Genomic DNA, 20,537 nt, shown 5'->3' on the forward strand with positions numbered 1-20,537 from the left:
CGTCCCCCATCAGAACATCATGGAAAGGTTGTACAGGTTGCCCACCAGGAACGTCTTCAGGAAGACGATGGCCAGAAGCACCACGATGGGCGTCAGGTCCAGCCCCCCGATGTTGAGAAACGGAAGCCAGCGCCGAAGGCGCCAGAACACGGGTTCCGTGAGATTCCTCAGGGTGCGTACGATGGGGTTGTAGGGATCGGGATTAACCCAACTCAACAGGGCGGAAATGATGACCACCCACATGTACAAATTCAGGACTATGGCGAGAACTTCGGCGATACCTCGGATGAACAGGCCCAATGTAACCTCCTTGGAACAGGCATCCCGCCGCCGTCCAAAGGGGAACCGGGAGGGCGACGTAGGTGAAATTGTTGGCACAGACCATGCCGGTTATCAAGGGAAAATTAGCTCTGCCCGGCCCCGCCCGCCCCCCGGCGGCGCAACACGTGGCGCCGCAGAGACCAGAAATCGGGCAGATGCAGATCCGCGCCGAGGCTCGGGGCCTTGTAGGCCCAGAACCGGGTCCCGGCGGCCCGGGCCGACTGTTGGTCCAGGCTGGAATCGCCTACGAAGGCGATCTCGCCGGGGTCCGCGCACCAGGCCTCGCCGATGCGCACCAGCCCGTCGGGCCGGGGCTTGGGCGGAACCTTGCCCGCCGTCATCACGGGATGGAAATAGGATTCCAGGCCGAAGAGCTCCAGCACGGTTTCCATGGTGTTGGTGCGGTTGGTGAACACCGCCAGCTTGAGCCCGGCCTCGCGCATGGAGGTCAGGGTTTCCTCCAGCCCGGGCTCGGGGATCATGTGGTGCAACAGGGTGCGGTAGTCGATGCCCCGGGCCATGGCCAGGCCCTCCTCCAGCTTGTCCTCGGGCACCACGCAGGCCACGGACTCGCGCACGGCGTGGGCGTGGACGTAATGCTCCATGGCCGCGTCCATGACCCCCAGGCCGAAGGACTGGCGGATGGAGTTGTAGAAGGCCTTGTTGGCCTCCCAGGAGTCGAAGAGCACCCCGTCGCAGTCGAAGGCCACGCCTTTGAGGCCATCCAGAAAACCGGAATCCAGGAAATCATTGCAAATCAGCACGTCGTCTCGCTCGTCAATCGGTTGCGTTCAGCGGGTCAGTATCAGGCGCTCGGCCAGCAGCGCGGGGTCTTGGCCCACGCGCCTGCCCAGCAGGGCGTAGCCGGTGGCCCGGGCCGCCGCCCAGGCCTGCGGGTCCTCCTGGGGCGGGGCGTCGTCCCCGGCCGGGGCGAAGGCCACCCCGCGCTCGCGCAGGGCCTGGGCCACGCCCTCGTCGTCCAGGCACAGGGCCGCGTCCGCGGGCAGCAGGCGCAGGAAGGCCTCCAGCACGGGATCCCAGTCCCCGGGAGCCGCATACGGGGAGGTGTCCAGGTCCGGCAGGAACCCGGGGGCGGCGCTTCGCGCCAGTTCCCGCGCGTCCTCCTCGTCCAGGCCCAGGCTGCGGCCCATGTCCTCCCAGGCGCCCTCCACGCCGGAGTCCAGTCCGCCGACCTCCATGAGGGCCTGCTCGCGGGTATAGGCCAACAGCAGCACGCACTGGGCGCGCACGGCCTCGGCATGGTCGGGATCGTCGCGGCGGCCGCCGGACTCCATGGCCCGCAGCTCGCTGACGATGGCCTGGGCCGTGCCGGAATAGAAATCGTCGCCCCCGGCCATGTAGGCCGACAGCAGTTCGCCGGGCCTGGTGAACAGGCCCGCGTAGCCCCGGGCGCGCTCCAGCCAGCCCCGGGCCGTGGCGGAATCCAGGGGCAGGCCCTCGGGCCTGTACCCCCCCGCCCCGTCGGGCGCGATGCCGGGGTCCAGGCGCAGCACGCCGGGAACCTCGCCGCGTCCCGGCCAGGCATGCATGTCCGGGAACCATATCATCAATCGCTCTTGGCTCATGCTCGTTCTCCGGCTGCCGCGCGAGGCGCGCGGCCCATGGGTTTCAGCGCCCCACCCGGCGCTCGTAGCGGCGGCACATGCCCGGGCAGCGCGGCAGCCTGAGCAGGCACAGGGCCTCGAACTCGCAGGCGCAGCCCGTGCCGTTGCCGCCCTCGCCGCGCACAAAGTCCGGACACAGGGCGGCCCGTTCCACCTGGAGCTCCAGACGGCCGCGCCACATGCGCGACACGTCGGCCGGGCCCAGGCTGAAGGCCTCGGCCCGGTCCAGGAACTCGTCGTAGGCCTCTTCCCAGCCCCGCAGCACGGCGCAACGCCACTCCCCGTGGTATCCGGGGTTGACCCGTTCCTCGCGCAGGCAGCGCCCGCATTCGAAAAATCGGCAATCGCCCGCTGGCAGGCGTCGGACATCGGCGGCCATGGATTCTCCATACCCCGCACCCGGAACACGGGCGTCCCGGGGTCGGCGGAGGCCCCACGCCACCACCTGCGGTTTCTGCGACTCTTTTCAGCAATCGGCCCAAATGGCAAGCCGATTTTCCCCGCCAAGGCAGGCCCCGCGCGTCTTGACCTGCGCCAGGCCGGGGTGTATAGGCCAACGATCACATCCACGGAGGAAACAACATGCTCGGTGCACCTGGCTTCTGGGAACTCATCATAATCCTGCTCATCGTTCTGGTCATCTTCGGCGCCAAGAAGCTGCCCGAGATCGGCGGCGGCCTGGGCCGCGCCATCAGCAACTTCAAGAAGGCCACCAACGAGCCGGACGAGATCGACGTCACGCCCAACAAGTCCGAGAAGCAGGAAGAGACCAAGGAAGAGAAGTAGCGGCCTCGGCCCCCCTTCCTCGCAATACGAATTCACGCCCCGCCGCCCTCAGGGTCGGCGGGGTTTTTTATCGCCCGCGCCTCAGGCCGTCTGGGCCGCCGCGAAGGCCGAGGCCCAGGCCCATTGCAGGTTGTAGCCCCCGAGGCGTCCGGCCACGTCCAGGACCTCGCCCACGAAATACAGCCCGGGCACGTCCCGCGCCTCCATGGTCTTGGAGGATATCCCGGCGGTGTCCACGCCGCCCGCCGCGGCCTCGGCCTTTTCCCAGCCCTCGGTGCGCGTGGGCTCCACCTCCCAGGCGTGCACCCGGCCCCCCAGGGCCTCCAGCATCTCGCGTTCGAGGTCGGCCACGTGCAGAAAGCCCACGTGCCCGCAGACGCGCTCCACCAGGCGGGCGGGCAGATGCCGCGCCAGCAGCCTGCGCACCAGCCGCCGCCCCGAGTCCCTGCGCTCCTCGTCCACCAGGGCGGCCACGTGCGCGCCGGGCAGAAGGTCGATGACCAGGGGCTCGCCCTTCTTCCAGGACAGGGTCATGTCGAACACCGCCGGGCCGGACAGGCCCTTGTGGGTGAAAAGCAGGTCCCCGGCCACGGTGCGCCCGCCCGAGGACACGCGCACGGGCAGGGATATCCCGGCCAGGTCCGCGTGGGCCCAGCGGCCGCAGACCAGGGGCGCGAGCACGGGCCGGGGCGGCTCCACGCGCAGGCCGTATTGCCGCGCCACATCGAAACCGAACCAGCCGGCCCCCACCCCGGGCCAGGACGGCCCGCCCGTGGCCACAACCAGCGACTCGCACGAATACTCGCCCCGCGCGGTGCGCGCGTGGTGCCTGCCGCCCTCGGTCCACACGGCCTCCACGGCCGCGCCCGTGTGCAGCGTGGCCCCGGCCCCCACGGCGGCGTCCTCCAGGGCGCGGGCCACGGCCAGGGCCCCCTGGTCGCAGAACAGCCTGCCAGGCTCCTTCTCCTCGTAGCCCAGGCCGTGCTCGGCCAGGAAGGAGACCATGTCCCAGGGGCTGAACCGGGCCAGGGCGGATTTGACGAAATGGGGGTTGCCGCAGACGTAGTCCTCGGCCGAGGCGTCCAGGTGGGTGAAGTTGCAGCGCCCGCCCCCGGACACGCGCACCTTGCGCGCCGTGCCCGGCCCGGGATCCAGCAGGGTCACGCTGCGGCCCCTGCGGCCCGCGTGGGCGGCCAGGAACAGCCCTGCGGCCCCGGCCCCGATGACGACGACGTCAGACGATTGCATGTTGCGCGATGCTCCGGATGCGGTCAGCGCCCGGCGGCCCGGACGCGCGAAGCATCCAGCTAGCGTCTCGGGACTTCCGGGTCAAGCCCGGCCCCCGGGCCTTTCCCGGCCATGCGGTCACGCAGGAAACGGGCATAGGCCGTGTCCTTGGTCATGATGTGCTCGCTCCACCAGGCCACGGTATAGTCCGAAATGCGCCGGGCCAGGTCCAGGAATTCCTCGTGGGACCCCGCGTCCAGCTCCCCGGCCAGGGCCGCCAGTTCCGCCCCGAAGGTCAACAGGTCGCGCAGATAGGCGTCGTGGAGGCGCGAATGCGCGTACAGCCCGGGAAAACCGTGCTTCGCCAGCAGGCGCTCCTCCGTATGAAAATGCTTGAAGGCGTAGCCGCGCATGGCCACCACCGCACGCACCAAGTCGGCCCCGCGCACTCCGCCGCGCACTCCCCGGGACATCTCCCTGATGTCGTTGCACAGGGCGAAGAACCGCTTGTGCTGCTCGTCCACGACATCGATGTCCAGGCTGAACTTCGATTTCCAAAGACTTCCGGCGCCCGCCATGGCCACCTCCCCCGTTGCATCCGGATTACCGATCATAGCATCGTCGCGCCTTCGGGGCCACCGGCCGGAATTTCGCCGCGCCCCTAGGCCCGGAAGCAGAGAAAGTCCGCTGCAGGACGCAGCGGACTTTCTCTGTAGGGGGAGGTAGGAGGTGAGGGGGTTGGTCTGAAGTATCTTAGGCGGCGAACCTCGCGTTGCTCCGCCTGGGGCTGCGGGCCAGGATGTCCAGAAGCGCCGCGGCCAGGGCCTGGCCGTCACGGCCCAGGGGCACGTAGGCGTCGGCGCGCACGCGGCCCTGGAAACGCAGGGACCGCAGTTCATCCTCCCCGGCCACCGCGGCCACGCAGGTGGTGGCCAGGCGCCGCTTGATGCATTCCACGCTCTGGGAAGTCTGGCCCTGGGCGCGCGAATCCACCACGACGAGGTCCATGTATTCCAGCATCTTGTTCATGGCCCGGGCGCAGCTGTCCACCATGTGAACGCGCGCACCAGCGGCCTTGAGGGCGTCGGATATCCTGAACCCGGCGGACCTTTCCGCTTCCAGCACGAGGACGTGAATTTCCTGTTCCATCTGTCGTAAACCTTAATCGTTCCGGATTGGTGCCATGTCGTTTGCGGATTCAGGAATAATACTGTTTGTTTACTCAATCAAGTCTTTTGTGCTATTTTTCTCACATTTATTTAATATGCTGATATTTAATCTTATTCATGGAAACTCAGCGAGAAATCAATGGCTGCGCCCCCCCTGTGCGGATGCCGCCCCGGGCGCATGGCCCCAGGCACCGGGAAGGCGCTTTCCACGCGGTACGCGCGCGGGCCGCTCCCGCCTTCCGGGCCGAGGCGGGACGGCCGTTCCGGCCCGGCGCTCCCTGCTCTTCCCGCCGATCCCGCCGAAACGGGAGCAGGCCCCGCCGCACCCGCCGGGAGCAAGATAGTGGAATCATGGCGCAAGAAAATGGATTGCCAAGGCGTACTCGCGAGCGTATCCGACGAAGTCCGGGCACCAGTTTCGCAACAGCTTCAACCGGATCGACGCCGCAACGCTCGCATCAAGGAACCGCCTCCCATGGAAACCCTCGTCCACCTCGTTCCACTGTTCAAGATTCTCGCCGCCTTCTTCTGCATGCTCGTGGGCATCCGCATGCGTCTGGGCCTCGGCACCTCCATTCTTACGGGCGCGGCAGTGACCGGACTGCTCTTCGGCCTGCCCCTGGGCCAGTGGCCCGGGGCCGTGGCCAGCGCGGCCAGCAACGAAAAGACCCTGTTCCTGGCCGCCATCATCGTCTTCATCATGATGCTCTCCGGGCTTCTGGAGAAGACCGGGCAATCCGCCAGGCTGATGCAGGCCCTCTCGGCCTACCTGCGCAGCCCGCGCTTCAAGCTGGCCTTTTTCCCGGCCCTCATCGGGCTGCTGCCCATGCCCGGCGGCGCCATCTTCTCCGCGCCCATGCTGGAGGAGGCCTCCAAGGACATGGGCCTGAACCCCACGGAAAAGGTGCTGGTGAACTACTGGTACCGCCACATCTGGGAGCTGGCCTGGCCCCTGTACCCGGGCATCATCCTCACGGCGTCCCTGGGCGGCGTGCCCATCCACCATCTGGTGGCCTACACCTGGCTGGGCCTGCCCCTGAGCATCCTGCTGGGCTGGATCTTCATCCTGCGGCACATCAAGCCCACGGCCGCCGCCGCCTCGGCCGCCGCAGCCGAGGACAAGCGCGACTGGCGCGTCACCGCCCGCGAAGGATTGCCCCTGCTGGTGTCCATCCTGGGCGCGGTGTTCTTCGAGATCGGCATCGGCATGTACATGCCCGAGGTGGCCTTCGAATGGGGCGTGCTCCTGGCCCTGGCCGCGGGCATCGCCTGCTGCATGGCCCAGAACAAGGCCCCCATGTCCCTGCTCAGGAAGATCCTGTTCACCAAGCATCTGGGCAGCATGGTCTACGTGGTCCTGGCCATCTTCGTATTCAAGGAATTCATGCAGGCCAGCGGCGTGGTGGCGCAGCTGGCCCGGCTGGCCGGCGGCGGCGTGGCCCTGATGGTTTCGGCCGTCTGCCTGCCCTTCCTGGTGGGCCTCATCGCGGGGCTCAACGTGGCCTTCGTGGGCGCCACCTTCCCCCTGCTCCTGGCGCTGCTGCACCAGCTGGGCATGGACGACCAGGTTCTCCCCTACCTGACCCTGGCCCAGTTCGCCGGGTACGCGGGGCTGATCCTCTCACCCCTGCACATCTGCTACCTGCTGACCTGCGAGTTCTTCCACGTGAACTTCTGGACGCCCTGGCGCAAGCTCATGGTGCCCGGCATGCTGATCATGGTCTTCGGGGTGGTCTACTTCATGCTGCTGACCCGTTAGTTTTTTCGTGCCCGCCCGGTTGCACACCCCCCCGGGAAAGACTACGCTGTAAGCGTATTTCCTTATCGCCGCGACCGGGCCGCCAGGGCCCGGCCGCGCACACGGCAGGGATGGCGCACGGTTTCGGGCACCATCGCGCATCCCGCCCATCGCGGGACATCGACGCACCACACCCCCTTCGGCCAGGCCTTGCCGTGCAAGCACGGGAGGCTGCCGCCATGTCACCATCGGAACGAGTCATATCCAAACTTCTGGAACCGGCGGGCGTATCCCTCAACGGCGAACGCCCCTGGGACATCCAGGTCCACGACCAACGCCTCTTCCCCCGCGTGCTCAGGCAGGGCAACCTGGGCCTGGGCGAGGCCTACATGGAGGGCTGGTGGGATTGCGGGCGGATCGACGAGATGATCGCCCGCGTGCTCAAGGCCCATCTGGACCGCAAGGCGGGCAGGGTCCGGCTGCTGCTGTCCGCGATTCCGGCCCTGCTCCTCAACCCGCAGACCGTGCGGGGTTCCAGGAAGGTCGCCCGCAAGCACTACGACCTGGGCAACGACCTGTTCCTGTCCTTCCTGGACGCCAACAACCAGTACAGCTGCGCCTACTTCAACGGCTGCGACGACCTGGACCGGGCCCAGGAGCGCAAGCTGGAGATGATCTGCGACAAGCTGGACCTGGCCCCCGGGGACCGGCTCCTGGACATCGGCTGCGGCTGGGGCGGCCTGGCCCGCTACGCGGCCGAAAAGCGCGGCTGCGAGGTCACGGCCGTGAACATCTCCAGGGAACAGACGGAATACGCCCGCCGCGCCTGCGCCGGGCTGCCCGTGACCGTGCTGCGCCAGGACTACCGCCAGGTGCGGGGCGAATTCGACAAGATCGTATCCGTGGGCATGTTCGAACACGTGGGGGTCAGGAACTACCCGTCCTTCATGCGCGCCTGCCACCGCCTGCTCAAGGACGGCGGCGTGTTCCTGCTGCACACCATCGGCGGCAACGTCTCCCGCCGCGCCTGCGACCCCTGGATCTGCAAGTACATCTTCCCCAGGGGCATGCTGCCCTCGGCCCGGCAGCTCACCCGGGCCGCGGAAAGGTTCTTCGTCCTGGAGGACTGGCACAACCTCGGGCCGCACTACGACAGGACCCTCATGGCCTGGCACGAGCGCTTCACCCGGGCCTGGGACGGGCTCAGGCAGCGCTATTCCGAGACCTTCCGGCGGATGTGGGAATACTATCTGCTGTCCTGCGCCGGGGCCTTCCGGGCCCGGGACATCCAGCTCTGGCAGGTGGTCTTCACCAAGCCGGGCACGCCCCAGCCGCACTGCCGCGTCGGCTGAGGTCGCGCAAAAACCACGCCGCCGTCACCGGGCCTCAACACGCCCCGGGGTATGGTTCTCCCTCGGAACCAGACCTGCTCGCTCACCTGCGGCGGCGTCCGGGCCGCTGCCCGGCTGATGGACCTGGACGCGCTCGGGGCGCGCCTTTTCGCCCAGGCTTCGGCCGGGCTGTCCTTTTCCCGGCCCCTGTCCTGGGACACGGGCCTCACCGTCTGCGGCGCGGCCGTAGCCGCCGTGCCCTGCCGCCTGGCCTGGATATCGGACCGCGAGGCGGGCCTGGAATTCGAGACCCCGCTGGATTTCTGCCTCACGGACCTGCAGCGCGGCCTGAACCTGCCCACAATTTCGAACAACATTCGAAAATCACAGAAACTTTTTCCATTCCGCCGCGCCGGCCTGGACAAGCGGCCCCTTCCCGGCGAAGATGGCCTCTCCTCTCGGCGTCCTCGACCGACGCCCCATCGACGAACAAGGAGCGGGAACCATGAAATTCAGCTACCACAACACGACGAAAATCCTGTTCGGCCAGGGCCAGACCGCCGCCCTGTCCAAGGCCATCCCCACGGACAAGAAGGTCCTGGTGATCTACGGCGGCGGCTCCATCAAGAAAAACGGCGTCTACGACCAGGTGGCCGCCGCCCTGTCCGGCCACCAGTGGGCCGAATTCTCCGGCGTGGAGCCCAACCCCTCGGTGGAGACCCTGCAGGGGGCCATCGACATGGTGCGCGACCAGGGCGTGGAGTTCCTGGTAGGCGTGGGCGGCGGCTCCGTGAGCGACGGCACCAAGTTCGTGGCCGCGGCCTCGCAGTACGACGGCGCCCCCTGGGACATCCCCACGGGCAAGCACAGGCCCAAGGCGGCCCTGCCGCTCGGCGTGGTCATGACCCTGCCCGCCACGGGCTCGGAGTCCAACTTTCGGGGCGTGGTCACGCGCAAGGCCAGCAAGGAGAAGCTGGCCTTCTACACCCCCCTGGTGCAGCCGCGCTTCGCCGTGCTGGACCCCGACGTCATCAAGTCCCTGCCCGAACGCCAGGTGGCCAACGGCATCTGCGACGCCTTCGTGCACGTCTGCGAGCAGTACCTGACCTACCCCGTGGGGGCCATGGTCCAGGACGGCTACGCCGAGGGGCTGCTCAGGGCCCTCTGGACCCTGGCCGAGACCTATGCGGACCGCGACGACGACACCTGGCGCGCCAACCTGATGTACGCGGCCAACCAGGGCCTCAACGACCTGATCGCCCTGGGCGTGCCCCAGGACTGGACCACCCATCGCATGGGCCACGAGGTCACGGCCCTGTTCGGCGTGGACCATGCCCGCACCCTGACCGCCATCCAGCCCGCCCTGCTGCGCGAGTTGGTGGACGAGAAGCGCGAAAAGCTGGAGCAGATGGGCCAGCGCGTACTGGGCCTGGCCCCGGGCGAGGACCTGGCCGAGCGCGCCATCGACGCCGTGGAGGGCATGTACAAACGCCTGGGCATGCCCGTGCGCCTCTCGGAAGCGGGCGTGGACGCACAGAGCGTGGACCGCATGGTGGAGCTCCTGGACAAGCACCGCATGCTGCCGCTGGGCGAACGCAAGACCGTGGACGCCGCGCGCTGCAAGGCCATCTTCACGGCCGCCCTGTAGGCCCGAATCCCGAACGAACAAAGCCGGGCTCCGCTCTTCGCGGGGCCCGGCTTATCGTTTCAGGCGAAAGGCGGACGCGCTCAGGTCCGGCACACGGCCGCCGCCCGCCTGTCCGCGCGCACGCGGCCGAGCACGTTCATGCCCAGGCCGAGCATGATCAGCAGGGACGCGCCAATCTCCAGGAGGGACATGGTCTCCCCCAGGATGAGCCAGCACAGGCTCATGCCGAACACGGGCACCAGCAGCGAGAACGGGGCCACCACGTTGGGCGAGGTGCGCGACAAGAGCCGCCCCCAGACCCCGAAGCAGAACACCGTGGCCACCAGCCCCAGGTAGACGATGGCCCCGACCTCCTTCAGGCCCATGGACTCCAGGGCCTGCACCTGCCCGCTCTCGAAGACCCAGGACAGGCCCAGCAGCGGGACGATGGGCACCAGCCCCATCCAGAGCATCAGCCGGAACATGTCCACATTCCCGGCGCGCTTGATCATGATGTTGGTCACGGCCCAGGTGAAGGCCGAGCCCAGGACCAGGACCATCCCGGCCAGGGAGGCGCTCCCGGCCTGGTTCCAGCCGATGAGGGCCAGGCCCGCGAAGGCCACGGCCATGCCCCAGACCTGGGCGCGCACGGGCCGGTCCTTGAGCACCACGGAGGCCAGGATGGTGGTGAACAGGGCCTGGGACTGCACCACCAGGGAGGACAGGCCCGCGGGCATGCCCATGGTCATGCCGATGAACAGCAGCGCGAAATAGACCACACCGAAGACGAAGCCCACGCCGAGGATCAGCCGCCAGGGCGCGTTGCCCCGGCGCACGAAGAAGATGGCCGGGAAAACCACCCCCACGAAGCGCAGGGCCGAGAAGAACAGGGGCGGAAAGCTGCCCAGGCCCACGGCGATGGCCACGAAGGTGAACCCCCAGAGTACGGCCACCAAAAGGGCCAGGGCCAAATCGCGCGGTCCCATGAATCTTCCTCGCCGGGCCGCCCCGCAACGCACGTGCGCTTCGCCGCCGCGGAAACCGCGCCCCCCGCGTATCGGAATACGCCCCCGGGCTTGCAGTTCCCCGCGCCTCGCGCCCGCACGGTGCGGAACGCTCCGCTATGCCTCTTGCGCCTTCTTCTTCTTGCCCGCCTGCTGATGTCTGGTCTGGGCCGAGAGCACGGCCTTGCGCAGGCGGATGGACTGGGGCGTGACCTCCACCAGCTCGTCCTCGCGGATGAAATGCAGGGCCCGCTCCAGGGTCATGGGCAGGACGTTGGTCAGGGTCACGGCCTCGTCCTTGCCGGAAGCGCGCATGTTTGTGAGCTTCTTTTCCTTGCAGGGGTTCACGTCGATGTCGTTCTCGCGGTTGTGCTCGCCCGCGATGAGCCCTTCGTAGATGGGATCGCCGGGGGTCACGAACATCCTGCCGCGCGGCTCCAGGTTGAAGATGCCGTAGGCCACGGCCCGGCCCGGGCGGTCGGCCACGATGGAGCCGGTGAAGCGCACGGGGAAGTCGCCCCGGTATTCCTCGTAGCCTTCGAGGTAGGAGTTCATGATGCCCGTGCCCTTGGTGTCCGTGAGGAACTCGTCGCGGTAGCCGATGAGCCCGCGCGAGGGCACGGAGAACTCCATGCGCACCCGGCCCGTGCCGTTGTTCACCAGGTTGGTCATGCGGCCCTTGCGCAGGGCCAGCTTCTCGGTGATCACGCCCATGAAGGGCTCGTCGCAGTCCACGTAGAGGTGCTCGATGGGCTCCAGCCTGCGGCCGCGCTCGTCGGCCTTGAAGATGACCTCGGGGCGGCCCACGTTGAGCTCGAAGCCCTCGCGGCGCATGGTCTCGATGATGATGGCCATCTGGAACTCGCCCCGGCCCTTGACCAGGAAGGCGTCCCGGTCGTCGGTCTCCTCCACGCGCACGGCCACGTTGGACAGGGCCTCGCGCATCAGGCGGTCGCGGATCTTGGAGGAGGTCACGAGCTTGCCCTCCTGCCCGGCCAGGGGCGAGGTGTTGATGCCGAAGCGCATGGACACGGTGGGCTCGTCCACGGTGATGCGCGGCAGGGCCTCGGGGGCCTCGGCCGTGCAGATGGTGTCGCCGATCTTCACGTCCTCGATGCCCGAGATGACGATGATGTCGCCGGGCTGGGCCGTGGGCGTCTCCGCCAGGGTCAGGCCCTCGTAGGTCTGCAGCCGGGTCACGCGCAGGGAGCGGGGCTTGCCGCTCTCGCCGATGCAGACCAGCTGCTCGTTGCCGTGCACCGTGCCGCCCACCACGCGGCCCACCGCCAGGCGGCCCAGGTAGTCGGAATAGCCCAGGTCCGAGACCAGCATCTGGAACGGGGCCTCGGGATCGTAGGTCGGGGCGGGCATCTTCTCCACGATGGCGTCCATGAACCCGTGCAGGTTCTCGCCGGGCTCGTCCAGGCTGCGGCTGGCCACGCCCTGGCGGCCGATGGCGTAGAACACCGGGCAGTCGATCTGGGACTCGTCGGCGCCCAGGTCGATGAGCAGGTCGTAGACCTCGGAGAGCACCTCGTCGGGGCGGGCGTCGGCGCGGTCGATCTTGTTGATGACCACGAACAGGCCGAGCCCCGCGCCCAGCGCCTTTTCCAGCACGAAGCGGGTCTGGGGCAGCGGGCCCTCGGAGGCGTCCACCAGGAGCACGGCGCCGTCGGCCATGGACAGGGCGCGCTCGACCTCGCCGCCGAAGTCGGCGTGGCCGGGGGTGTCGATGATATTCAGCTTCACGTCCTTCCAGACGATGGAACAGTTCTTGGCGGCGATGGTGATGCCGCGCTCGCGCTCCAGGTCCATGGAGTCCAGAACGCGGTCGTCCACGTTTTGGTTTTCACGGAACACGCCGCTCTGCTTGAACATCTGGTCCGTGAGAGTGGTCTTCCCGTGGTCGACGTGGGCAATGATGGCAATGTTGCGGATGCGGTCGTTGGCCGCAGTCTTCCTGGTCATTATAGTATCCTTAAGTAGTAACGGGGCCCCGGACGGGGCGATGCCTGGCTGACTGTCAGAAAATCATTTTTTGCAGGCCGTTCAAAAACCGTGAGATGCAAGGCGCAAGAAAAATTGTTCGCTGGCCGTCCTGGCCAGCGCCCCTGCGGGCGAAGCGCTTCGCCGCATCGACCAATTTTGCTTTCCTGCAAAATTGTCAAGGCCGAAGCGTACTTCCGTACGTGAGGGTTTGAATTTTTCGCAGCAACGAAGCAGATCGCGATTTTTCAACGGCCTGCTAGGTATACTGGAATCGCGTGGTTGGCAATGGGAATCAACGTGACGTTTTCGCGCCGGGCGGCCGCCGGGGAACGGAAACAGTCTACCCCAGAAGACGCATGATGTCGCGCACGCCGCTCTCGTCTCCCGCCACCTCGCCCAACTCCCTTTGGGCCACGGGCGGGGCCGCCGGGACATTGAACACGGCCAGGCGGATGCGCTGGGAGGCGGCCATGTCGCGGCGCAGGGCCTCGGGGTCCGCGTGGGGCGCGCGGTCGCCCGTGAGCAGCATGGTCTCGAAATTGCTCTTCTCCAGGCGCTGCATGAAGGCCAGGTGGTCCTTGAGGCGGGTTTCGGATTCGGCGTAGCGCGCGGCCAGGGCGGGCGAGACCGCGCCCTGCCCCTCCAGGGACTCCAGGAACAGGCACAGCCAGTCCAGCAGGTCCGCGAAGTCCTCCTCCCCGCCCAGGCGCAGGGCCAGGGAACGCACCACGAAGGCGGCCCCCGGCTCCCAGGCGAAGCGGGAGCGCCGCAAACGCGCCCTGGCCCCGGTCCCCGCCTCCGGGGCCAGGGGCTCCAGCGCGGCCAGGACCTCGGGCGGCGCGACGCGGCCCAGGCGCAGCCGGCGCACGAACAGTTCCGCGTCCTCCCCGCTCAGGACGAATTCCAGGGGCTCGCCGCCCGGCAGCAGGAAACGGGCACCGGCACCGGCCAGCCCCCGGATCAGGACGGCCTCGTCCCCGGGGCCGCAGCCGGCGGAAGGCAGTTCCGGCTCCAGGGCCAGGCGCAGGCCCAGGTCCGGGAACAGCAGCAGTTCGGCCAGGGCGGAGCGGTCCGGGTGGTCCGGGTCGCCCAGGGCCTCCCGCCAGTCCCCGGGCCCGGAGAAGCCCAGGGCCTGTTCGGCCAGGGCCTCGGCCTCGGGGCCCGCCGGGGCGGGGGAGGCCAGATGGTCCTTGAGCAGGGAAAGCACGGCGTTCATGATCGTCTCGTCTCGCATGCGGGCCAGGGTACGCCCGCCCGGGGCGGCCTGTCCATGGCCCCCGCGCGCACGAAGGCCCGCCGTCGAGACGGCGGGCCTTCTGGCGTGTGTTGTTTTCGAAGGGGTTCGAGAACGCTGCGGCGGCCCCTAGCCGCCCAAATCGAATCAGGCCGTCCTGCGCGCCCGCTCCAGGACTCCCCAGCCCCGCGAGGCCAGGCGCGCGCCGTCGGCGCCCAGGATCAGGCATTCGCATTCCGCGAGGCTGTCCGCCAGGGCCAGGCCGCTGCGCACGGGCATCACGAAGGCCGCCGTGGCCAGGGCGTCGGCCTGCATGGCCGTGGCCGCGGCCACGGACACGGAGCTGACCTGGGTGGGGGACAGGCCCGAGGACGGGCTGACCACGTGGTTGTATTTGCCCGACGCGCCGATGGGCCGCTCGTATCCGCCCGAGGTGGCCAGGGCCGCGTCGCGCAGGCCGATGACCGAGGGGTAGTCGCTGCCCCCGGCGGGGTTCTGCACGGCCAGGGTCCACAGGCGCGGGCCCATGCAGCGGATGTCTCCGCCCGCGTTGACCATGCACGAGGACACGCCCCGGGCGGCCATGGCCTCGCAGGCCTTGTCCACCACGTAGCCCTTGCCCACGCCGTCCAGGGTCAGGCGCATGCCCGAGCGCTCCAGGCGGACGTCGCGGCCCGAAACGCGCACGAGCGAACCGTCCACCAGGCGCAGGGCCCGGGCCTCTTCGGCGCGGTCCAGATGCACACGGCCGTCCGCGCCCACGCTGTGCTCCAGAAGCTCCAGCACGGGCAGCACCGTGGGGTCGAAGGCCCCGTTGGTGAGCCGGTGCATGTCCACGGCCTTGGCGGCCACCAGGGCCAGCTCGGGATGCACGCGGCTGAGGCTTCCGGCCTGGTTCAGGCGGGCGGCGTCGGTGCCGTCCACGCGGCGGTCCAGCACAGCGCAGAGGCGGCGGATCTCGGCGAAGGCCGCGCCCAGGGCCTCCTGGGCCCTGTCGGCGCTGGGGTCGCAGGCCGTGGCCGTGACGAACGTGCCCATGAGGAATTCCGTGCGCTGGGCCTCGGCCAGATCGCCCACGCGCCGGGTGGAGCCGAAGCCAAGGCCCTTGGCCCCCGCCACGGCCGGAGCCAGGGCCGACCCAGCGGCCAGTGTTGCGGCCGCGCCCAGGAAGGCCCGGCGGCTGAACAGATTCTTCATTGCATCTTCTCCTGGCTGATGGGGCTGACGTCCTCGTCCCCGGCATAGGCGCTGCCCGCGTCCGCGTCGTAGCAGGTCAGGCCGCAGCGCAGGCAGCGGCTGGCCTCCTTTTTCACGGCCTCGAAATCGAGGGGCCCGCTGACCTCCTCCTTGAAGGAGAAGCGGCGTTCCTCCAGGGGCACGGTGGGGATCTTCACGCGCGGGATGGTGTAGCGAACCTCCATGCCCTTGAGGATGCTCTCGGGGATCACGCGCTCCTGCGGGTCCACGGGCTTCTCGATGGCGCCCTCGGTAAACAGCATGTGCATGTAGCGGGCGGCCACGCGGCCGTCGGCCAGGGCCTGGACCACCACGTTGCGGCCGCGATGCAGCTCGCCGCCCACGAACACGCCGGGCACCGACGTCTCCAGGGTGACCTTGTCCGCGTCCAGGACGCCGTCCTTGGTCACGGCGAAGGGCATCTCGCCGTCGGCGGTCTTGAAGGGTTCGAGATCGGGCACGCGGTGCACGCAGTTGACCACCATGTCGCAGTCCACCCAGGCCTCCGTGCCTTCCAGGGCGCTGATGGGCCCGGAGGCCTTCTCGTTGTCCTTGTACCGGCAGTCCAGGTATTCCACGCTCAGGCCCTGCCCCGCGTCGCCGTGGACGGACTTGAGCATGGTCTGGAACTTGATGTCCGTGTCCAGTTCCTGGGCGCGCTCGATCTCCAGCTTGTTGGCGGACATCTTGCGCATGATGTTCCTGGTCAGGACGGTGACCTGCTGGGCGTTCAGGCGCGCGGCGCTACGCGCCACGTCCATGGCCGTGTTGGTGCCGCCCACAACCACCAGGCGCTTGCCCGAAAGGTCGGTGATGGCCTTTCGCCCCACGGCGGTGAGGAACTCCACGCCCGAGAGCACGCCCTCGACGTCGGCGCCGGGCGCGTCCAGGGGCTCGGGCTTCCACGCGCCCGTGGCCAGGAACACGGCCTCGAAGCCGTCGGCCTTCAGGGAATCCACGGTGAAGTCCTTGCCCAGCGTCATGCCCGTGTGGGCCTCGACGCCCAGCTCCAGGATGCCCTGCACTTCCCAATCGATGACCCGGTGCGGGACGCGGTATTCGGGGATGGCGTGGCGCACCAGGCCGCCGAGCACGTCCTTGGAGTCGAAGATGTGAACCTCGTGGCCCAGGCGCGCCAGGTAGTAGGCGCAGGACAAACCGGCCGGGCCGCCGCCCACGATGGCGGCCTTGTGGCCCGTGGCCGGGTTCTGGGACAGGGGCACGCGGCCGCCCGAGGCCATCTCCCAGTCCGCCACGTAGCGTTCCAGGGAGTTGATGGCCACGCCTTCGTCCACGATCTGGCGGCGGCAGATGGTCTCGCAGCCGTGCGGGCAGACGCGCCCCACCACCGCGGGCAGGGGCAGGCGATCCTTGAGGGACAGAAGAGCTTCTCCCATGCGCCCGGCCTTGATAAGCTGAACCATGGAGCGCACGTCCACCTGGGCCGGGCATTTCTGCATGCACGGGGCCAGGCAGTCGTAGAGCTTGTTCAGGTGCAACAGATCCATGGACAGGCCGTGCAACCGGATGGCGCCCGTGGGGCAGACCTCAGCGCACTTGCCGCAGGCCCGGCACAGGGCCGGGTTGACCACGGGCAGGCCTTCCTCGGAGAGCTCGATGGCCCCGAAGGAGCAGGCCTTGACGCAGGACCCCAGGCCCAGGCAGCCCAGGCCGCAGGACTTGTCCCCGCCGTAGAGCATGGCCTCGGCGCGGCAGTCCGCCGCCCCGCTGTAGCGGTACAGCCGGTTGGCGCGGTCTCCGCCCGTGCAGATCAGGGAGGCCACCCTGGGCTCCTTGAAGGACACGCTCATGCCCATGACCGAGGCCACGGCCTTGGCGATGTCCATGCCGCCGGCCACGCACAACTCGGGCGGGGCCTCGCCCCGGACCACTGCGGCCGCCGCGGCCGAACAGCCGGGATAGCCGCACCCGCCGCAGTTCGCTCCGGGGAGGCAGGCCTCCACTTCGGCGATGCGGGGGTCTTCCTCCACATGCAGGACCTTGGACGCCGCCGCCAGGATAGAGGCGGCGGTGAGTCCGAGTCCGGAAAGCAGGAAAATGGAAGTGCTAATCATGTCCCATCCTTGCCGTTTGAGTGACTGAACCTAGACGGGCACGACCCCGGTGGTCAGCATGTAGAGCACGCCGTCCGCCGCCAGCACGGCCAGGGCGGGCAGGGCCAGCTTGGCGTGGCGGCGCAGGGGCTTGCCCGGGAAGCCCGGCGCGATGCCCCGGCGAAGGGCGCTGAAGATGTTGACCACGGCGGCCACGACCAGCATGAAGGCCGCGGCGTGCAACAGGGATCCGGCCGCCATGGGCACGGCCAGCAAGGCAATCAGAATCCAAAGGCTCATATCAATCCTCTCGAACAGTCGATTTTGCGGTTGAGGTTGGCGTCGCCGCGCTACGCGGCCATGCCCTGGAAGGCGAAGAACGCCAGGGACATGACACCGGCCATGACCAGGGCGATGGGCACGCCCTGAAAGGCACGGGGGACGGGGGAAATGTCCAGCCGCTCGCGGATGGACGACAACAGGACCAGGGCCACGGTGAAGCCCACGCCGGTGGCTGCGGCGAAAATCACCGAGGTCCAGAATCCGTATTCGTTGCGTTGGACCATGATGGCCACGCCCAGCACCGCGCAGTTGGTGGTGATGAGCGGCAGGAACAGGCCCAGGGACTTGTACAGGGGCGGGATGACCTTGCGCAGGAACATCTCCACGAACTGCACCAGGGAGGCGATGATCAGGATGAAGACGATGGTCTGCAGGTATTCCAGGCCGTAGGGGTTCAGCCCGTAGATCTGCACCGGCCAGGTGATGGCCGTGGCCATGACCAGGACGAAGATCACCGCGCCGCCCATGCCCAGGGCCACGTCGATGCTCTTGGAGGTGCCCATGAACGGGCAGGCCCCGAGATACTGCACCAACACGATGTTGTTGATGAAGATGGCGGATATGATGAGCAGAAAGGTGTCCATGCTGTTCTCCGTTCAAATACCGCCCTAGCGGGGGCAGCCGTTGCAGGAAGTGCAGTCGCCGCAGCCGGAGATGGGCTTGGGCGGCGGCAGCTGGTTGCGCCGCGCGCTCCAGACGTTGAAGGAGTTCATGCCCGCCAGGATCAGCCCCAGGCAGATGAAGGCCCCGGGGGCCTTGACCAAGAGCGCGAAGGGCTCGTAGCCGTCCCACATCAACGCGTGGCCGAAGATGGTGCCGTTGCCCAGGATCTCGCGCACCGCGCCCAGGAAGGTCAGGGACATGGTGAAGCCCAGGCCCATGCCCAGGCCGTCCAGGATGGAGGCGAACACCGGGTTCTTGGAGGCGAAGGCCTCGGCCCGTCCCAGGATCAGGCAGTTGACCACGATGAGCGGCACGAAGATGCCCAGCTGCTGGTACAGCGGATACGTGTAGGCCTGCATGAGCAGCTCCACCGTGACCACCAGGGAGGCGGCGATGACGATGAAGCAGGCGATGCGCACCTTGGTGGGGATGGCCTTGCGCAGGGCCGCGATGATGGCGTTGGACAAGACCAGCACGAAGATCACGGCCAGGCCCATGCCCAGGCCGTTTTCCGCGGTGGAGGTCACGGCCAGGGTCGGGCACAGGCCGAGCACCACGCGGAACGGGGGCAGCTCGGTCCACAGGCCCTTGGTGAATTCCTTGAATACGCTCACGACGCGCTCCTTTCGCCCTTCAAGGCCTCGAGGATGGCGGGCTTGAGGGTCTTGTAGGTATCCACGGCCTTCTTCACCGCGTTCACGGTTCCCGTGGACGAGAAGGTGGCGCCGGACACGCCGTTGATGTCGCCGCCGAGATCCAGGTTGGCCGGGGCGTGGCCCACGAACTGGGCGGTGAAGCCCGGCTCGGTGACGCGGGTGCCCAGGCCCGGGGTCTCGGTCTGGGTGGTGATGCCGATGCCCAGGAGCTCGTCGCTCTCAAGGTCGAAGCCGACCATCACGCCGATGTCCCCGGAATAGCCGGGGGCGAAGGTCTCCATGGCCACGCCCGTGAGCTTGCCGCCCTTCTGGACGGGAAACACGGTGAGCGGGGAGCCGGCGTTGTCCACCTTCACGCGCTGGGCGATGGGGTCGTTGTCGTGCTCGCCGATCATGCCGAGCAGCGCGGGGCCCTGCACGTAGGTCAGGACCTGGCCCTCGATGCGGTCCCTGGTGGCCGACTTGAGCGTGGCCAGGCCGAAGCCGGAAACTCCGCAAATCAGCGTCAGGGCGACAATCATATGGATGATCTCACGCATAGGCTTTCCCTCCGAAGGGCTTGGGCCGCACGCGGTCCAGAAGCGGCGAGGTCAGGTTGGCCAGAAGGATGGCGAAGGGCACGCCGTCCACGTAGACGCCCCAGGTGCGGATGACCATGACCAGGACCCCGGCCAGGAAGCCGTAGATCAGCATGGGCGCCCGACCCACGGGGCTGGAGGCCGTGTCCGTGGCCAGGAAGAAGGCCCCGAAGACCACGCTGCCCGTGAGCAGGTGGAACAGGGGCGAGGCCGAAGTCTCGGGATAGGCCACGCTGAAGCACAGGGCCGACACGTAGACCCCGGCCAAAAACGCCAGGGGCACGTAGAACCGGATCACGCGGCGCGCCACGAGGAAAATCCCGCCCGCCAGGAGCGCGGCCACCTGGGACGCGCCCAGGGCGCCCAGGGCCTTGCCCAGGAACAGGTCCCTGATCTCGAACTGGGACAGGGAGTCGACACCGAAATACTTGAGTTGCGCCAGGGGCTCGTTCAGGGCCACGCTGGCCATGGACAGGTCCACGTCCATGAGCGCGGGCCAGGAAATGCGGCACATGGCCCAGGCCACCAGGGGCGCGCACAGCGGCGTGGAGCCGAGGCCGCCGAACACGGCACGGCCGATGACGGCGGTCAGCGCGCCGCCCAGGACGGCCAGCCACCAGGGGGCCGACGCGGGCAGCAGGAAGGACAGCAGCAGCCCGGCGTACAGGGCGCTGAAGTTGTCCGCGTCCACGTCGCGGCCCATGTACTTCTGGCAGGCGGCCTCGAAGACCACGGCGGAGGCCGCGGTCAGGGCCATGACCCGCGCGGCGGGCAGGCCGTAGGCCACCACGGCCATGACCACGGCTGGGACCAGCGCGGCCAGGCTGTGCAGCATGAGGCCCCGCACGCCGAGGCCCACGCGCAGATGCGGGGCCGGACAGACGACCAGCCCGCCCGCGTGCTCGGCAAGCGGCTTGATAATCGGTGGTGTCATATTCTCATCCTCTGGTCTTCACG

At 68.3% G+C, this 20,537-nt stretch carries 20 protein-coding genes and 1 pseudogene; 4 read left to right on the top strand and 17 right to left on the bottom strand.

The genetic code is table 11. The features are described from left to right. Positions 1-9 precede the first annotated feature (9 nt). From ACYYG1_RS09115 to ACYYG1_RS09130, 4 genes are all read right to left on the bottom strand, one after another. The gene (locus ACYYG1_RS09115) at positions 10-300 is read right to left on the bottom strand and encodes a YggT family protein (RefSeq protein ID WP_461209992.1); all 291 of its coding nucleotides are present in this window, start codon (positions 298-300) and stop codon (positions 10-12) included. A 104-nt stretch (positions 301-404) separates the two neighbouring features. Next, a complete protein-coding gene (locus ACYYG1_RS09120; RefSeq protein ID WP_461209993.1) occupies positions 405-1,085 on the bottom strand; it encodes an HAD family hydrolase in 681 nt (226 codons plus the stop codon). A gap of 27 nt (positions 1,086-1,112) precedes the next feature. Next, positions 1,113-1,907 (bottom strand): hypothetical protein, encoded by a 795-nt coding sequence (locus ACYYG1_RS09125; RefSeq protein WP_461209994.1) that lies wholly within the window; start codon positions 1,905-1,907, stop codon positions 1,113-1,115. Between the two features lie 43 nt (positions 1,908-1,950). Beyond that, the gene (locus ACYYG1_RS09130; protein WP_461209995.1) at positions 1,951-2,325 is read right to left on the bottom strand and encodes a hypothetical protein; all 375 of its coding nucleotides are present in this window, start codon (positions 2,323-2,325) and stop codon (positions 1,951-1,953) included. Positions 2,326-2,528: 203 nt separating this feature from the next. Here ACYYG1_RS09130 and tatA point away from each other — a divergent pair, with 203 nt between their 5' ends. Next, a complete protein-coding gene (tatA, locus tag ACYYG1_RS09135) occupies positions 2,529-2,732 on the top strand; it encodes a twin-arginine translocase TatA/TatE family subunit (RefSeq protein WP_461209996.1) in 204 nt (67 codons plus the stop codon). 81 nt (positions 2,733-2,813) lie between these two features. Here tatA and ACYYG1_RS09140 read toward each other — a convergent pair. The 3 genes and pseudogenes from ACYYG1_RS09140 to ACYYG1_RS09150 form a co-directional block, all read right to left on the bottom strand. Next, positions 2,814-4,019: pseudogene (locus ACYYG1_RS09140) on the bottom strand (BaiN/RdsA family NAD(P)/FAD-dependent oxidoreductase); the annotation flags it as partial. Between the two features lie 20 nt (positions 4,020-4,039). After that, on the bottom strand, positions 4,040-4,537 hold the full coding sequence (locus ACYYG1_RS09145) for a bacteriohemerythrin (protein WP_461209997.1): 498 nt from the start codon (positions 4,535-4,537) through the stop codon (positions 4,040-4,042). Positions 4,538-4,712: 175 nt separating this feature from the next. Further along, on the bottom strand, positions 4,713-5,108 hold the full coding sequence (locus ACYYG1_RS09150; protein ID WP_461209998.1) for a hypothetical protein: 396 nt from the start codon (positions 5,106-5,108) through the stop codon (positions 4,713-4,715). Between the two features lie 495 nt (positions 5,109-5,603). On the opposite strand from ACYYG1_RS09150, the gene ACYYG1_RS09155 reads away from it, so the two are divergent. From ACYYG1_RS09155 to ACYYG1_RS09165, 3 genes are all read left to right on the top strand, one after another. After that, on the top strand, positions 5,604-6,887 hold the full coding sequence (locus tag ACYYG1_RS09155) for a DUF401 family protein (RefSeq protein ID WP_461209999.1): 1,284 nt from the start codon (positions 5,604-5,606) through the stop codon (positions 6,885-6,887). A gap of 218 nt (positions 6,888-7,105) precedes the next feature. Further along, a complete protein-coding gene (cfa, locus tag ACYYG1_RS09160) occupies positions 7,106-8,218 on the top strand; it encodes a cyclopropane fatty acyl phospholipid synthase (RefSeq protein ID WP_461210000.1) in 1,113 nt (370 codons plus the stop codon). Between the two features lie 484 nt (positions 8,219-8,702). Next, positions 8,703-9,845: an iron-containing alcohol dehydrogenase gene (locus ACYYG1_RS09165; RefSeq protein ID WP_461210001.1), complete on the top strand. Its 1,143-nt coding sequence runs from the start codon at positions 8,703-8,705 to the stop codon at positions 9,843-9,845. A gap of 80 nt (positions 9,846-9,925) precedes the next feature. Here the strand turns inward: ACYYG1_RS09165 and ACYYG1_RS09170 are convergent, their stop codons facing one another. The 10 genes from ACYYG1_RS09170 to ACYYG1_RS09215 form a co-directional block, all read right to left on the bottom strand. Then, positions 9,926-10,810, bottom strand: a complete 885-nt coding sequence (locus tag ACYYG1_RS09170; RefSeq protein WP_461210002.1) for an EamA family transporter — start codon at positions 10,808-10,810, stop codon at positions 9,926-9,928. 135 nt (positions 10,811-10,945) lie between these two features. Beyond that, complete coding sequence (gene typA / locus ACYYG1_RS09175; RefSeq protein ID WP_461210003.1) at positions 10,946-12,796, bottom strand: translational GTPase TypA; 1,851 nt, start codon at positions 12,794-12,796, stop codon at positions 10,946-10,948. 361 nt (positions 12,797-13,157) lie between these two features. After that, positions 13,158-14,033 carry a hypothetical protein gene (locus tag ACYYG1_RS09180; RefSeq protein ID WP_461210004.1) on the bottom strand — a complete coding sequence of 292 codons (876 nt, stop codon included), beginning with the start codon at positions 14,031-14,033 and terminating at the stop codon, positions 13,158-13,160. Positions 14,034-14,198: 165 nt separating this feature from the next. Continuing rightward, entirely contained in the window at positions 14,199-15,248 is a 1,050-nt protein-coding gene (locus ACYYG1_RS09185) for an FAD:protein FMN transferase (RefSeq protein WP_461210005.1), read from the bottom strand. Then, positions 15,245-17,362 carry an FAD-dependent oxidoreductase gene (locus ACYYG1_RS09190; protein WP_461210006.1) on the bottom strand — a complete coding sequence of 706 codons (2,118 nt, stop codon included), beginning with the start codon at positions 17,360-17,362 and terminating at the stop codon, positions 15,245-15,247. The genes ACYYG1_RS09185 and ACYYG1_RS09190 overlap by 4 nt, the downstream gene beginning before the upstream one ends. Before the next feature lie 30 nt (positions 17,363-17,392). Beyond that, the gene (locus ACYYG1_RS09195; RefSeq protein WP_461210007.1) at positions 17,393-17,641 is read right to left on the bottom strand and encodes a hypothetical protein; all 249 of its coding nucleotides are present in this window, start codon (positions 17,639-17,641) and stop codon (positions 17,393-17,395) included. A gap of 50 nt (positions 17,642-17,691) precedes the next feature. Further along, positions 17,692-18,267 carry an electron transport complex protein RnfA gene (locus tag ACYYG1_RS09200; RefSeq protein WP_461210008.1) on the bottom strand — a complete coding sequence of 192 codons (576 nt, stop codon included), beginning with the start codon at positions 18,265-18,267 and terminating at the stop codon, positions 17,692-17,694. A gap of 24 nt (positions 18,268-18,291) precedes the next feature. Beyond that, on the bottom strand, positions 18,292-18,960 hold the full coding sequence (rsxE, locus tag ACYYG1_RS09205) for an electron transport complex subunit RsxE (RefSeq protein WP_461210009.1): 669 nt from the start codon (positions 18,958-18,960) through the stop codon (positions 18,292-18,294). Beyond that, positions 18,957-19,541 (bottom strand): RnfABCDGE type electron transport complex subunit G, encoded by a 585-nt coding sequence (gene rnfG / locus ACYYG1_RS09210; protein WP_461210010.1) that lies wholly within the window; start codon positions 19,539-19,541, stop codon positions 18,957-18,959. The genes rsxE and rnfG overlap by 4 nt, the downstream gene beginning before the upstream one ends. After that, positions 19,534-20,514 (bottom strand): RnfABCDGE type electron transport complex subunit D, encoded by a 981-nt coding sequence (locus ACYYG1_RS09215; protein ID WP_461210011.1) that lies wholly within the window; start codon positions 20,512-20,514, stop codon positions 19,534-19,536. Before ACYYG1_RS09215 ends, rnfG begins: the two co-directional genes overlap by 8 nt. Positions 20,515-20,537 lie beyond the last annotated feature (23 nt).

The sequence above is a fragment of the Desulfocurvus sp. DL1XJH-121 genome (assembly GCF_054819825.1).